Raw genomic sequence first — 14,450 nt, forward strand, 5'->3', positions numbered from 1 at the left:
AGCGGCGAGGTGGCGAGGGTGCGCATCCGCACGGTCCGAAGCGGCCCGCACCGTGCAGATGCGCGCTCTCGGCGTCAGCGAGACGGAGAGCCGGCGTCGAGGATGCGGTGGGCGGCCCTGACCATGGCGATGTCGACGAAGGTGCCGTCCTCCAGCACGAACGCGCCCGTGCCGTCCGCGGACGCGGTACGCACCCGGTCGACGATGCGCTGTGCCCGCTCGACCTCGTCGGAGGTGGGGGTGAAGGCCCGCCGGATCACCTCGATCTGCCGCGGATGGATGGCGGTGCGCCCCGCGTAGCCGAGCGCGCGGCCGGCGCGACAGCTCGCCTCCAGGCCCGCGAGGTCGGCGACGTCCGCCCAGACTGCCATGAGCGGAAGCGGCAGCCCCGCCGCAGCCGCGGCGTTCACGACCCGCGCGCGCGACCACGCGAGTCCGGGCTCGCCGTCCCGTCCCGCCGGCACACCGATCTCCGCTCGCAGATCGGCCTCGCCGACCGCGAGCGATGCGACCCCGGCCTGCGCGATCTCGAACGCCCGCTCGATCGACAGGGCCGACTCGAGCAGCGCGTGGACTTCGCGCCCCGGTGCCGCGGCGCGGACCGCCGCGACGTCATCCGCCGACTCGGTCTTGGGAAGACGGATGCCGAAGGCCGCGGGCAGATCCGCGACAGCGGCGACATCCTCGTCGTGCATCTGCGCACCCCGAGCGTTCACCCGTACCTGCACCACGGGGGCAGAAGCCCCGCGCGACGTCCACGCCTCGGCGAAGTCGGCGAGCGCCGCCCGCGCCGCGGCCTTGCGCGAGGGCGCCACGGCGTCTTCGAGGTCGACGATGACGGCGTCGGCTCCGGCATCCAGCGCTTTCGCGAAGCGTTCCAGGCGGTCGGCGGGCGCGTACAGCGCGACCATGATCGCGCGTGTCATGCGATCGATCCTTCCGCGCGCATGCGGGCGATGTCATCGGCTGTGTAACCGAGCGTCGCCAGCACCTCGGCGGTATCGGCACCGTGGGCGCGGCCGGTGAACGCGATGGTCGACTCGTCACGCGACATCCGGAAAAGCGGTCCCTGCATGGCCATGTCGCCGAGGTCGGGATCGTGGATGCGGTGAACCGTGCCCAACGCCTGGAACTGCGGGTCCGCGACGATGTCCGACGGGTCGTATACCGGGGCGACGGCGGCCTGTGCGGCCTCGAACGCCTCGACGACCTCGTCGCGCGTGCGTCCGGCGATCCAGCTGCCGACAGCCTCGTCGAGCTCGTCGGCGTGCTGCGCCCGGCTCGATCCGCTCGCGAACCACGACTCGGCGGCGAGGTCGGGACGGCCGACGAGGGTCATGACCCGCTCCGCGATCGACTGTGCGCTCGTCGACACGGCGACCCACGAGCCGTCGGCCGTGCGGTACGTGTTGCGGGGCGCGTTGTTCGCCGATCGATTCCCGGTGCGGGGTTGCACGGTCGCGAGCTGATCCCAGCGCGTGATCTGCGGGCCGAGCATCGCGAGGATGGGCTCGATGATCGCCACATCGACCACCTGCCCGCGCCCGTCTCGCTCACGGGCGTGCAGAGCGGTCATGATCGCGTAGGCGGTGGCGAGCGAGGCGATGCCGTCGGCGAGTCCGAACGGGGGAAGGGTCGGCGGGCCGTCGGGCTCGCCCGTCGCGGCGGCGAACCCGCTCATCGCCTCGGCGAGCGTGCCGAAGCCCGGACGGCTGCGGTACGGGCCGATCTGACCGAACCCGGTGACACGGGCGAGCACGAGCCCGGGATTCTCCGCCGACAGCTCGTCGTAACCAAGCCCCCAACGCTCGAGGGTTCCGGGGCGGAAGTTCTCGACGACGACGTCCGCGGTGCGGGCGAGGCGCAGGAACGCTTCCCGCCCGTCGGTCGTGTGCAGGTCGATCGCGACGGTCCGCTTGTTGCGGCCGAGCGTCTTCCACCAGAGGTTCTGCCCGTCCTTGCTCGGCCCGTGACCACGCGCGGGATCCGGGCGGGTCGGATGCTCGACCTTGACGACCTCGGCCCCCATGTCTCCGAGGTGCATCGCGGCCATGGGACCTGCGAACAGCGTCGAGGCGTCGATGACGCGCAGTCCGTCGAGCGGGGTCACGGGCGTTCCTCCCAGCAGACGCGGAATCCGATCGAGGGCGACGCGTCCTGACCGAGGCCGGGCAACAGCAGCTTGAGCGCGAACTCCGGCCGCTGCACACCGCCCTCGACGTACCAGTCCGACCCCTCGCTGCGGTGAGCGCTGCCGCCCTTGAGCATGACGAAGCGGGTGCGGCCGTCGGAATGCTCCGACTCCGTCCAGTTCCACACCTCCGGCTGGCGCCGCCGGAACGACGGGTCGGATGCTGCGAGCTGCCACTCGTCTTCGGTGGGAAGGCGCCCACCCGCCCAGGCGGCGTACTCCCGAGCCCGCGCGAACGTCATGCCCGTCGCGGGGCGCTCGGCGTCACGGGCATCCGTGTGCTCGCCGATCGCATCGAGGAACCGCGCGTACTCGGCCTCGGTCACCTCGGACGCCCCGACCCTCACCGGATGCCGCACCTCGGCGACTCGTTCGAGCGTCCGCTGATCGTGCAGGCGCGGCGGCAACGGCTTCCATTCGTCCACGTACGGTGCGCCCTCGTACATCCCGGTCTCGCGGGCGCGGAATCGCACCGTGAGCACGTGCGACCCGGGAGCCACCGTCACGGTCGGCTCCTCCTCGCGCGCGCCGAGGTCGCGCACCGGCCCCGTCCAGGCCGGAGCAGTGAGGCGCCGAGCGCGGCGATGCGGGAACGAGGCGTCCGCCACGGGAGGCTCGTCGCGCAGCGTGGCTTTCACCTCAGCCACGACCGCCGGCACGGCGGCATCCGCGGCCAATCGCACCACGGCGGCGACGCCGCCGGAAGGCACCGTCACCGACGAGACCTGATCGCCGGGCTCGTGCAGCGGCACCCACCGGCCCCGCGTCTCGAGCCCGAAGTCGACGTCGGCCCCCGACGTGTTGACGAGGCACAGCAGGGTCACGCCATCGAGTTCGAACGCCGACCCGAAGACCGGTGCGTCGTGCACCGCGAGCGGCGTCCACTCCCCCTCGACGAGCCAGCGGTGCATGCCGCGCAGCACGGGCAGCATCCGCCGCAGGGTCGCGGCATCGCGGTCGTTCCAGCCGACCCAGACGCCGAAGACGACCTCCCACACCATCACGCCGACGCCGTTGAGCCATGCCGAGCGCAGCTCTTCCGCGTGGTCGCGATGCCACCGGCGGATGTGGTGCTGCATGTGTCGGCGCTCGAACCAGCGGGCGCGCAGCACACCGGGCACGTCCGAGTCGGCGAACCACTGCGCCCACGACAGGGTGTGGTCGGCGATGCGCTCGGTCGCGAGCTTCGATTCGCCTTCGAGCCCGATGCCCGGGCGGGCGGCATCGAGGGCTGCGACGAGGTCGGGGTCGGCCTTGCGGAGCGTATCGAGGAAGACGCCGTCGGCACCGAGGCGCCGCACCGTGGCGGCGAGCTCGGCGGCGTCATCTCCCGAGCGCCGCGTGCCGACATCCCAGGGGTTGTAGTCGACGAAGACGGCCGCACCGGCGGCGCGCAGAGCCTCGGCGGCTTCGACGAGACCCGGCACGGCGTAGAAGTCCCACTGGTTGCGGTCGTCGATGCCGATGACGGGATAGGCGTGCCACAGCACGATCCCGTCGAGGCCGCCGAACCGCCGCTGCGCGTCGGCGAGGAAGCGCTCGGGGGTGAAGCGTTGCTCGTCGAAGTCGAAGAACAGCTCGTCCCAGAGCCAAACCTGGGCGACGGTGAAGCACCGGCTCGCCCACGCCGACTCCGGCTGGTCGTAGCGGGTCGGCGCACCGTGACGTTCGCGCGCGCCCTCGCGCCACGCCGTCAGCTGTGCGCGCCACGCCTCGACGTCGGCGGGATCGGTCGGCGCGACGAAGATCTTCGCGTCGTCGAGGACGAGGGCCGCATCGCCCGACCGGACGTCGATGCCGAGGGGCACCGGCGTCGGGCGGTCGATCTCACGGGGGACGAGGGGGTCGAATCCACCGCTCACGGCTGACTCTCCTTTCGCAGGGCGGCGACCTCGTCGACGGTGGGCACGGCGTCCTGCGCGCCCGGGCGCGTGACGGCCAGAGCGGATGCCGCGGCCCCGGCCCGCGCGGCATCGACGAGCAGATCCAGGTCGACAGCGTCGGGGCGGCGCCCGGAGGCGGCGAGCGCCGCAGCCAGCACACCGCAGAAGGTATCGCCGGCGCCCGTCGTGTCGACCGGCGTCACGACATGCGCCGGAACCTCGGCGCGCTCGGCACCGCAGACGACGAGGCTTCCGCGCGAGCCCAGTGTGACGACGAGTCCGGGCACCGCACGCGCGAGCGCGGTGACCGCCTCGTCGAGATCGTCGATGCCCGCCGCCTCGAGGGCCTCGTGCTCGTTCACGACCAGCACGTCGGTGGCCGCGAGCAGTGCGTCGCGGGCGGACGCGAAGGGCGCGGACGGCGCGGCGTTCAGCACATGCCAGGCACCCTCGCGCCGGGCCGCTGCGGCGTCGCGGACCAGAGCCACCGGGATCTCGAGCTGCGTGAGCAGAACCGACGCCGACGCGACGACGGCCCGCTGCACGTCGGTGAGGACGTCGCGGGCGGCGTTCGCACCGGCGGCGACGACGATCGCGTTCTCCCCCGATGCGTCGACCGAGATGAGCGCCGTTCCGGTCACCTCGTCGACCTGCGCGACCCCCGAGACGTCGATCTCGTCGGATGCAAGCGCCGAACGCAGGGTCTCGCCCGCGGCATCCGTTCCCACTGCCCCGACGAAAGCGACCGCAGCTCCACCGGCACGGCGGGCGGCGACGGCCTGATTGGCGCCCTTGCCTCCGCCCGTGCGGACGAGCGACGACGCCAGCAGCGTCTCGCCCGGAGCAGGGATGCGGGCGACGCGGGCAACGATGTCCTGGTTGATGCTGCCGACGACGACGACGCTCACGAGGTCCCCTCCGCGAGGGCGGTCGTCCGCTCGGCGAGCTCGCGGATCGACCGCTCTGGACCGCCGGGCATCGAGGTTGCGATGCTGTCGCGCAGCGGCTCGGTCCAGGCGCGCCCGATGCCGTCCGGACCGACCAGGCCGCCCACGACGGACCCGACCGTGGCCCCGACCGAGTCGGTGTCCCAGCCGCCCGCGACGGCGAGCGCGACGGCGGCGCCGAAGTCATGACCGTGCGCCTGCAGCGCGCACGCGGTGAGCGCGGCGTTGTTCAGGGTGTGCACCCAGTGCATCCCCTCATACTCGGCGTGCAGGACGTCGAGCGCACCGGCAGCCGTGAGCTCGCCCGCGCCGAGCGCGCGACCGGTCTCGCGCCCGAGCCGTACGGCCGCGGCAAGGCGCGAGTCCGGCGGCACGACGGTGTCTGCGGCATCCAGCACATCGTCCATCGAGTCCGCGACGAGGGATGCCGCGCAGAGGGCGGCCGCCCACATGGCGCCGTACAGGCCGTTGCGGGTGTGGCTGAGTCGCGCATCGATCCATGCGGAGCGCGCCGCGGCCCGTACGTCGCCGGGATGCGCCCACCCGTGCACGTCGGCGCGGATGAGGGCGCCGATCCACTCGCGAAACGGGTTGCGGTGCGTCGCGGTCTCGGGCACCGGGTGTGCGTCGAGGATGTTGCGGTACGCGGCACGTTCCGCTGTGAACACGCGCCCCGCCGGCAGCGCGGCGAGCCAGGCCTCGGCGACGTGATCGGTCGTCAGCGCGGAGCCGTGCTTCTCGAGCAGGTCGAGGGCGAGGATCGGGAAGTTCAGGTCGTCGTCCTCTGGCATCCCGGCGATGTTCTCGACGAGCGAGGTCGGCGCGGACCGGCGGTTCCATGGCCAGCGCTCGGCGACACCAGTAGGAAGACCGCGCGCGGTGAAATAGCCGCCGATCGGCCAGTTTCCGGTGGCGCGAGCGATCTGCTCGATGCCCGCGCGGGGGATCTTCTCGACGGGCTTGCCGAGCAGGCATCCGGCCGACCGCCCGAGCCACGCGCCGTGCACGCGGTCGAACACGGCGCCGCCGGCGTCACCGGTCAGCGCGGACGACTCCGGAAGGAGCGCTGCGATCTCATCCCACCCGTCGGGCTCATCCGCACTCGGGCGCTGCAGCGACTGCAGCTCGTCGAGCACGCGACGCGCCTCCGCCCGCAGCTCGGGTGAGGCCGGCGTCGCGCTGGCTCCGGAGGGAGCGAGCGCCGTCGCCCCGCCCGCCTCGGCCCATCGGTGCTCGATCGACGACAGCTCGGCGTCGGGAACACCCTGCTCGCGCAGCGCGGCGAACTCGGCCGGCACGAGGTCTTCGGGCTGAGCCCAGGTCAGTCTCACGCGTCGGCCCCCACCGACAGCAACGACGACAGCGACTCCGCACGGGCGGCGGCACGCTCGGCATCAGCGCGGGCGACATCGCGCACGACCTCCACCATCGTCGTCACGACGCCGTCGAGATCGAGGCGGCTCGCGGTCACGACCTCGCTCAGCCACTCCTCGGGAACGGCGGCGCTGCCGTGCAGCCCGCCGCAGATCGCACCCGCCATCGTGGCGATCGAGTCGGCGTCACGGCCGTAGTTGACGGCATCCAGCACGGCGGCACGCAGGTCGCCGTCGTGAGCGACGACGAAGCCGAGCGCGACGGGAAGCTCTTCGATGGCCTTCGTCCGCGAGGGAAGACGCGCATCCATCGCCGGCGACCGGTACGCCTCGCCCACCGTGTCGAAAGGCCTGACCGCCTCGCGGACGACGCGACCGAGCTCGCGCGGGTCGTCCGATCCGCCGGCGGCACGGAAGGCGTCGACGGCATCGAACACGGCACGGATGGCGGCGGCGGTGCCGTCATGTGCGATGTCCAGGACCGCGTTTCGAACGTCGTCGACCGTCGCTCCGGGAGTGGCGGATGCCGCGACCGCGGCGGCGAACACACCGGCCGCTTCGCGACCGTACGACCACTGGTGGGCGCCGGCGATATCGATCGCTTCAGCGTAGGCGCCGCGCGGATCGCCGATGTGCACGAGGCCGACGGGGGCCATGTACATCGTCGCGCCGCAGTTCACGACGTTGCCGACGCCCGCCTCACGGGGGTCGGCGTGGCCGTAGTGCAGCTTCATGACGAGCCACTTCTCGGCGAGGAACACGCGCTGCAGGATGAGCGCTTCGTCTTCGAGCTCGGGGATCCAGCGGCGCTCGCCCATCATGAGGGGCACGAGATCGCTCGCGATGTCGTACGCGTCGAGGTGCCGGCGCTGCTTGGCGTACACCTCGATGAGGGCGTGGGTCATGAGGGTGTCGTCTGTGACGTGCCCATCGCCCTTGTGGTACGGCGCGATGGGGCGAGCCGTGCGCCAGTCGGGCAGAAAGGGACCGACGATCCCCTCGACACGTCCACCGTGCCGCTCTTCGATCTGCTCGGGGGTCCAGCCCTCCGTCGCACCGCCGAGCGCATCGCCCACGGCGGCTCCCGCCAGTACTGCTGCCACCCGATCGTGCAACACGTCCATTACGTCCCTCTCTTCGTTCGAGCGTGTGGGCGGGGGCGGATCGGATCGACCCGCCCCCGCGAGTCGTCAACCGGCGACGTCGGCCCAGCCGTCGCTGAGCTGCGCGGCGAGCTGGTCGCGGTCGATCTGGTTCGCCAGGTACTGCTGGAACGCCGGCGTCGCGATCGTGTCCTTCCACTCGGTGTACTTCGACACCTTCAGGAACGGCGGGCCGACCAGGCCCTCACCCGACGCGAGCACCTGCTTCCAGGCGGCGTCGTCACCGGCGAGCTCGGCGACCTGCGTGCGTGCGGCACCCGACGAGGGGATGAGCGCGTCGGCGTAGGCGATCTTCGCGAGGTTCTCGCCGTCCATGAAGAAGTTCAGGAACTGCGCCGACTCCTCCACGTGCTCCGAGTCGATGTTCACCGAGTAGGTCTGCGGGTTCGCGGCCTGGACGGCGCCGGCCGATCCCTCGAGCGGCGGAAGCGCGACCCAGTTGAGACCCTCGGGAGCATCCGCGGCGATGTTCGTCGCCTGGAACGAGCCCTGCACGGTCAGCGCGACCTTGCCGCCGTAGAACGACGGAAGCACGTCCGATCCCGACTGGGTGAGCGAGGTCGGGTCGATCGATCGGTCGGTGTAGGCCATCTCGTGGATGCGCTCGGGAACGGCGAGCTCGTCGTCGCCGACCTGGATCGTTACGTCGTCGCCCTCGCCGTCGAAGTAGCCGCCGTCGAAGCCCATCGACAGGCTCATCATCGTGGCGGTCGGAGAACCGAGACCCCAGCCCAGGCCGTAGTGGTCGGCCGTGGTCGTCGCTCGCGCGATCTCCTGGAGCTGATCCCACGTCATCGTGTCGCCCGTCGGCACCTCGACACCGGCCTCGGCCAGCAGATCGGCGTTCGCGAACGCCATATACGACTGCAGGGTCGAGGGGTAGGCGACGATCTGACCGTCGTGGGTCACCGACTCCCAGATGCCGTCGGAGATGTCCGACTTCAGCTCGGGATCGATGAGGTCGGTCAGGTCGGCGAGGTAGCCGTCGGCCGCGAACGACACGATCGAGCTCGCCTCGAAGTGGATGATGTCGGGCGCGGTGCCGCCCGAGAACTGGGTGATCAGCTTGTCGTAGGTGCCGTCCCAGCCGGCCTGGATGATCTTGACCTGGACGTCGTCGTGCTCGGCGTTCCAGGCGTCGACGATCTCGCTGATGGCCGCCTGGGTCGCGGGCTGGTCCGAGAGCGACTGGAACTGGAGGGTGACGACGTCGCCGTCTCCCCCGCTGTTGTTCGCGCTGCCCTGCTGGCATCCTGCGAGCGCGACGGCTGCGATGCCCACGAATGCGACGGCGCCGATGCCGCGGATTCTTCTCATGGTGTGGCCTTTCTGGTTTTCGGGTTTCGTCGTCACGGGGAGGTCAGCCCTTGACGGCACCGGCGAGCATGCCGCCGGTGAGCTTCTTCTGCAGGATCCCGAAGATGATGAGCGACGGGATCGTGGCGAGGATGGCGCCGGCGGCCAGCGGCCCCAGCTGGGTCTGCCCTTCGGCCCCGAGGAACGAGCGCAGCGCGATCGGCAGCGTGTACAGCTCCGGGCTCTGGATGAGCACGAGCGCGAGGAAGAACTCGTTCCAGGCCGAGACGAAGGTGAACATCGCCGTCGCGACCAGGCCCGGCACCAGCAGCGGCAGGATCACGGTGCGGAGGATGGTGAAGCGGCCGGCGCCGTCCATCTCGGCCGCTTCTTCGAGCTCCGGCGGGATCGCCGCGACGTATCCCTGCAGCATCCAGAGCGTGAACGGCATCGTGAAGGTGACGTAGACGAGGATGAGGCCGAAAAGGGTGTCGTTCAGCTGCAGGCTCCGCAGCACGAGGAACAGCGGGATGATGATGAGGATCGTCGGGAACACCTGGCTGACGAGGATCCAGACCGTGCCGGCCGCTCGCAGCCGCCCCTTCAGCCGGGCGAGCGCGTAGGCCATGGGCATCGACAGGAGCACCGCGACGATCATCGTGACGATCGAGACGAGTACCGAGTTGCCGGCCGCGGTGATCAGGTTCTGTCGCTCGAGCGCGGCGATGTAGTTGCCGAAGTCCCACTGCTGCGGGATGAGGTTCACCGCGAGCGAGTTCAGCTCACGCGTCGACTTGAACGACGCCGACAGCAGCCACAGCAGCGGAAAGCCGAGGAAGATCAGGTATCCCGCGAGGGCCAGGTACATCAGGACGGTCGCGTACAGGGGGCGCTTGGTGGTCACTTTCCTGCCCCCTTGTTCTGACGGAACTGATTGATCAGGTACAGCGAGAGGATCACCAGGATCGCGACGACGAGGACGTTGCCCATCGCCGAGGCATATCCGATCTCGCGGTTGCGGAACGCCTCGAGGTAGGTGAACAGCGGCGGGATCATGGTGCGGCCGCCCGGGCCACCCTCGGTCAGCACGTAGATGAGGCCGAACGAGTTGAACTGCCAGATGAAGTCGAGCGCCGTGACCGCGATGATGACGGGCCGCAAGGCGGGCAGTGTGACGTGCCAGAACCGGCGCCCGGCTCCGGCGCCGTCGACGGCGGCGGCCTCGTGCTGCTCTGGTGCGATCGACTGCATGCCGGCCAACAGCAGCACGGTCGTCTGCGGGATGCCGGCCCAGACGCCGACGACGATGACGGCGGGCAGGGCGGTCGAGAAGTCGCCCAGCCAGTTGACGCCCGGGATGCCGAGCCAGCCGAGAACGCCGTTGAGCGGGCCCGAGTTGGGGTTGTAGATCATGCGCCAGACGATCGCGATGACCACAGGCGGCATCGCCCACGGGATCAGCGCGAGCACGCGCGTCAGGCCTTTGAGTCGCAGGTTGCTGTTGAGCAGCAGAGCGAGCCCCATCGCACTCACCAGGGTGAGGAAGGCGACCGACCCGGCCCACACGATGCCGATGCCGAACGACTGCCAGAATCGACGGTCTCCGGCGAGCTCGATGAAGTTGTCGAGCCCGATGAACGAGACCTCGGCGTTTCGCGCGAGGGTGGCGTCGGTGAACCCGAGGAGCACTCCGCTGACGAGCGGGATGACCGAGAAGATGATGATCGGCAGCAGGGCGGGGGCGACGAGCGCGATCGCCTCTTTGCGCTGGGCGCGGGCGCGCGGTCCGATCTGCCGGACGCGGGGCGGGCGCGAGGACGTCTTCGTCTCTGCGAGCGTGGTCATCCGTGTGCCTTCTCTTCATCGATGGGCTCGGGGCGGCGGAGCGCCGCGGGGACGGATGCCGACGTCGATCCGCGCACGACGAGCGCGGGCGGAACCGTGACGGTGCGGGCCGGCCGGGTGTCGTCGGCGATCCGTGCGAGAAGCATCTCGGCGGCGGCACGGCCGCGCTCCTTGGCGCCGAGGTCGACGCTCGTGAGCCCGGGGCGGACGACCTCGGCGAGCTCGGTGTTGTCGAGGCCGGTGACGGCGAGGTCGACGGGAACGCGCAGGCCGAGGTCCTCGGCGGCGCGGAGGACCCCGACGCCGATCAGGTCGTTCGCCGCGACCACGGCCGTCGGACGGTCGGGCCGGTCGAGAAGCGGCAGCGCCGCGTCGTAGCCGGCTGCGATCGTGAAGTCGGCGGCGTCGACGTGCCGCGTCCGCAGGTCGTCGTACTGGCCCACCGCCGCGATGAAACCGTCGCGGCGCATGACGCCGGGGGTGGTGTCGGTCGGGCCGTTGACGAACGCGATGTCACGGCGACCCTCGTCGACGAGGTGGTCGACGACGAGGCGCATCGCGGTCGGCGAGTCGGCACGCACGGTGTCGAACTCGGCCGATGCCGGCAGCCGTCCGAGGACGACGAACGGGATCGGCGCCGCGGCGAGCGCCGTGAGCAGCTCATCGGTGACGCGCAGCGGCGACAGGATGAGCCCGTCGACGTATCCGCGACCGAGGTCGCGGACGACATCCACAGAAGATGACGATGTGCCGGTCGATGACAGCAGCAGGCGGTAGCCGGATGCCGAGACCACCTGCTCGACCGCTGCCATCATCTCCACGTAGACCGGGTTGCCGATGTCGGCGACGGCGAAGCCCAGCTGCAGCGTGCGACCCCGCTTGAGCGATTGCGCCGTGGCGTCGGCCACGTAGCCGAGCTCGCGTGCCGCGTCGCGCACCTTTGCCGCGGTCTCCGGACTCGCGACGAGCCCGTTCAGCGCACGCGACGCGCTCGCGACGGAGACGCCGGCGCGGGCGGCGACCTGCGTGATCGTGACGCGGACCATGGCTCTCCTTCGAGCGATTGTAAACGTTTCCAACGCTGGACGTTGTAAACGTTCTCACCCCCACCCGCCCCCTGTCAACCCCCGGTCTCCGCCTGCCCCTCTTTCTCGCCGCCGCGAGAGCGCACATCCGCACGGTCGCCGGGGGTCCGCACCGTGCGGATGCGCACCCTCGCGTCCGGTGGCGACCGGAAGGGCGGGGTCAGCGCAGCATCCGGGCCATCAGCTTCTGCGCCGTGCCGGTGAGGAACATGACGAACAGTCCGAGGTAGCCGACCGCCGGGAAGACGAGCGCGATCGCCAGCGCCACCAGGAACAGCACGATCATCGACAGATCGATCGACATCCCGAGCCGCAGGTCGTCCCGGGATGCACGGTGCAGATCGGGATGCCGTGCCAGGTAGACCCGCGTGACGAGCAGCATCCCGCTCGTGGTGACGAGTGTGCCGATGTAGAGCACCTTCTGGAGCGCATCGTCGGCTACCTGACCCGTGAGGGCGGTGACGACCGGCATCCACACGATCGTGAGCATCCATGCCACCGTGATCCACATCAGCGCCGGTGTGATGCGCTGCACCGACACGAAGAGCCGGTGGTGCAGCATCCAGAACATCGCGATGAGCACGAAGCTGATGAGGAAGCTCTGCAGCTGGTCGCGCTGATCGATGAGCCATTCCCACGTCGTGTGGTCGCGCCCCGCGCTCTCGCCGACGCTCTCCATGAGCGGCAGGACCAGCAGCGTCATCGCGATGGCGACGACCGCGTCGACGAACGCCTTCGTGCGCTCGGCGCTGAGACCCCGGATGCCGGGCTCCGGTGCGACGTCCTCGCTCATGCCGAGGATGCTAGCGCGGCGGAGACCTGTGGCTCAGATTGCCGCGGGCGGCTCGATCGCGCCCCCGACACTGTCGTCAGACGCGGACCGGCATCAGCTGCGCGACGAGCTCCTCGGCGTGGGTCAGCTGCGGGTGGTGTCCGGCGTGCGCGATCTCGATCAGCTCGACATTCGGCGATGATCCGAATCGGTCGATCATGGCCGACGCCAGCGGGTCGTCGCTGCCGGTGATGATCCGCACGGGTCCCTCGAAGCGTGCGAGCGCCTCGACCAGTTCAGCGCGCCACTTCGGTGACCGCGCACGCCCGAGATGTTCGGCGACCGAAGCAGCGGAACGGCGCCGGAGATCCGCCGCGCTGGAGACGAGCTTCGCGGCGCTGACCGTCGATCCCGTCAGCTGGCGCGAAAGCCGAGTCGGCGTCACGCGTTTCAGGTACGCACGTACCAACCATTTCGGGAGGGATGCGGCTCCCCTCGCCTCCTGCAGGAAGAACGGCGCCACCAGCGTGAGCGATGCCACGCCAGCACGGGAACGGTCCGCTGCGATGACCGCGGCAGCCGCGCCCATGGAGTGACCGACGATGTGGGTGTCCGGGCCAGCCATAACTGCGGGGAGCCATTGCTCCCATTCGTCGATCCCCGAGCCGCCGCTGAGGCCCAGCCCCGGGAGATCGACCGCGCGAGCTCCGATCGCGCGCGCGACCTCGGCCCATGTGTCGGCGTTGAGGGGGAGGCCGGGGAAGATCACCCGCCGGGAGTCCGACGCGCCGAGCTCGAACGTTCGCGTGCGGTCGTAGACGGTGAACCGTCGCTCGTCGGAAACCGCCTGGCCGAAGCGGCCCGCGGCGAGATGGTCCGCCCACCGTTCGAGAGACACCCGGACGTCAGGCATCCGGATACCGTGCCGCTTCGCGAGCTCCTGCGCCGACGCTGTCGGGTAGCGGTCGGAGGACAGGAAGGTCAGCGTCTCGGGATCGACGCCGCTGATGCTGCGCGGGATCTTCTTGATGACCGACGTCGGAACGCGCAGTCGCGGGATACGCGCACCGAGATGGCGACCCACCCCGGTCAGCAGGTCGGCGAGGGGCGGCGTGTCGTCGTCGAGCACCCAGTAGGCCTGCCCGCTCGCCGCCGGGTCCACAGCCGCGGCAGCCATGAACGCGGCCAGAAAGTCGACGGTCACGACCGGGAGGAAGGTCGCCTCGTCGCCGGGAAGCGCGGCCGACGTGCCGTCCCAGAGCTGCCCGATCGTCGTCGCGAGGCCGATCAGCTGGTCCGACTCCCCCGTCGCGCTGTCGCCGATCACGCTGGAGGGGTTCACGATCGTCCAGGAGATGCCGCGATCGTTCGCCCGAGCCTGGAAGATCGCGTCTGATTCGACCTTCGAGGCCTCGTACGCGCCGAGTTCTCGATAGAGGGCGGTGCGGTGGTCGTCGCTCCACGGCACCGACGACGGGTTTTGCCCCCCGACGCGGTAACCCGAGATGTGCACGATTCGGCGGAGAGCAGAGATCTCGGCACCGAGGTCGACCACCTTCTCGACGATGCCGACGTTCGCTCGTCGCGCCTCATCCGCGCTCATCCCGAAGCGATACGACCCGGCGCAGTTGTGGATCTCGGTCACGCCCGCGAGTGCCGACGTGCCGGCCGCGACGATCTGGTCCGAGTCGGAGTCGACGATCGCCGTGCGGATGCCGCTCGTCACACCTCTCGCAGTGAGCCACTGCTCGACCCGGGCCGCTGATCCGGCGCTCCGCACGCCTGCGGTGACCGTCGCCCCCGCTGCCGCCAGAGTGGCGACGAGGTGTCTTCCGATCAATCCGGATGCCCCGAGAACGAGCGCATGACGGGGAGACGGCATGAGGGTCGATCCC

12 protein-coding genes are annotated in these 14,450 nt (G+C 70.5%); all 12 read right to left on the minus strand.

Going from position 1 to position 14,450, the window contains the following annotated elements; translation table 11 throughout:
* Positions 1-74: 74 nt before the first annotated feature.
* Positions 75-926: an HpcH/HpaI aldolase/citrate lyase family protein gene (locus tag QUC20_RS15735; protein WP_120263952.1), complete on the minus strand. Its 852-nt coding sequence runs from the start codon at positions 924-926 to the stop codon at positions 75-77.
* On the minus strand, positions 923-2,110 hold the full coding sequence (locus tag QUC20_RS15740) for a CaiB/BaiF CoA transferase family protein (protein WP_289330493.1): 1,188 nt from the start codon (positions 2,108-2,110) through the stop codon (positions 923-925). Before QUC20_RS15740 ends, QUC20_RS15735 begins: the two co-directional genes overlap by 4 nt.
* Entirely contained in the window at positions 2,107-4,053 is a 1,947-nt protein-coding gene (locus QUC20_RS15745; RefSeq protein WP_289330494.1) for an SUMF1/EgtB/PvdO family nonheme iron enzyme, read from the minus strand. Before QUC20_RS15745 ends, QUC20_RS15740 begins: the two co-directional genes overlap by 4 nt.
* The gene (locus tag QUC20_RS15750) at positions 4,050-4,982 is read right to left on the minus strand and encodes a ribokinase (RefSeq protein WP_289330495.1); all 933 of its coding nucleotides are present in this window, start codon (positions 4,980-4,982) and stop codon (positions 4,050-4,052) included. Before QUC20_RS15750 ends, QUC20_RS15745 begins: the two co-directional genes overlap by 4 nt.
* Positions 4,979-6,352, minus strand: coding sequence for an ADP-ribosylglycohydrolase family protein (locus QUC20_RS15755; RefSeq protein ID WP_289330496.1), 1,374 nt, complete (start codon positions 6,350-6,352; stop codon positions 4,979-4,981). The genes QUC20_RS15750 and QUC20_RS15755 overlap by 4 nt, the downstream gene beginning before the upstream one ends.
* Positions 6,349-7,518 carry an ADP-ribosylglycohydrolase family protein gene (locus QUC20_RS15760; protein WP_289330497.1) on the minus strand — a complete coding sequence of 390 codons (1,170 nt, stop codon included), beginning with the start codon at positions 7,516-7,518 and terminating at the stop codon, positions 6,349-6,351. Before QUC20_RS15760 ends, QUC20_RS15755 begins: the two co-directional genes overlap by 4 nt.
* Before the next feature lie 66 nt (positions 7,519-7,584).
* Positions 7,585-8,874 carry an ABC transporter substrate-binding protein gene (locus QUC20_RS15765; protein WP_289330498.1) on the minus strand — a complete coding sequence of 430 codons (1,290 nt, stop codon included), beginning with the start codon at positions 8,872-8,874 and terminating at the stop codon, positions 7,585-7,587.
* Positions 8,875-8,917: 43 nt separating this feature from the next.
* A complete protein-coding gene (locus QUC20_RS15770) occupies positions 8,918-9,757 on the minus strand; it encodes a carbohydrate ABC transporter permease (RefSeq protein ID WP_220118278.1) in 840 nt (279 codons plus the stop codon).
* Positions 9,754-10,698 carry a carbohydrate ABC transporter permease gene (locus QUC20_RS15775; protein ID WP_120263946.1) on the minus strand — a complete coding sequence of 315 codons (945 nt, stop codon included), beginning with the start codon at positions 10,696-10,698 and terminating at the stop codon, positions 9,754-9,756. The genes QUC20_RS15770 and QUC20_RS15775 overlap by 4 nt, the downstream gene beginning before the upstream one ends.
* Complete coding sequence (locus QUC20_RS15780; RefSeq protein ID WP_120263945.1) at positions 10,695-11,744, minus strand: LacI family DNA-binding transcriptional regulator; 1,050 nt, start codon at positions 11,742-11,744, stop codon at positions 10,695-10,697. Before QUC20_RS15780 ends, QUC20_RS15775 begins: the two co-directional genes overlap by 4 nt.
* Positions 11,745-11,943: 199 nt before the next feature.
* The gene (locus tag QUC20_RS15785; protein ID WP_289330499.1) at positions 11,944-12,576 is read right to left on the minus strand and encodes a TMEM175 family protein; all 633 of its coding nucleotides are present in this window, start codon (positions 12,574-12,576) and stop codon (positions 11,944-11,946) included.
* 76 nt (positions 12,577-12,652) lie between these two features.
* Positions 12,653-14,437: an alpha/beta fold hydrolase gene (locus QUC20_RS15790; protein ID WP_289330500.1), complete on the minus strand. Its 1,785-nt coding sequence runs from the start codon at positions 14,435-14,437 to the stop codon at positions 12,653-12,655.
* Positions 14,438-14,450: the final 13 nt, after the last annotated feature.

Source organism: Microbacterium arborescens, assembly GCF_030369635.1.
Taxonomy (GTDB): domain Bacteria; phylum Actinomycetota; class Actinomycetes; order Actinomycetales; family Microbacteriaceae; genus Microbacterium.

Coding starts and splice junctions, on each gene's coding strand:
- QUC20_RS15760 (WP_289330497.1), bottom strand. CDS start 7,518: ATGGACGTGTTGCACGATCGGGTGGCAGCAGTACTGGCGGGAGCCGCC.
- QUC20_RS15785 (WP_289330499.1), bottom strand. CDS start 12,576: ATGAGCGAGGACGTCGCACCGGAGCCCGGCATCCGGGGTCTCAGCGCC.
- QUC20_RS15765 (WP_289330498.1), bottom strand. CDS start 8,874: ATGAGAAGAATCCGCGGCATCGGCGCCGTCGCATTCGTGGGCATCGCA.
- QUC20_RS15780 (WP_120263945.1), bottom strand. CDS start 11,744: ATGGTCCGCGTCACGATCACGCAGGTCGCCGCCCGCGCCGGCGTCTCC.
- QUC20_RS15735 (WP_120263952.1), bottom strand. CDS start 926: ATGACACGCGCGATCATGGTCGCGCTGTACGCGCCCGCCGACCGCCTG.
- QUC20_RS15775 (WP_120263946.1), bottom strand. CDS start 10,698: ATGACCACGCTCGCAGAGACGAAGACGTCCTCGCGCCCGCCCCGCGTC.
- QUC20_RS15790 (WP_289330500.1), bottom strand. CDS start 14,437: ATGCCGTCTCCCCGTCATGCGCTCGTTCTCGGGGCATCCGGATTGATC.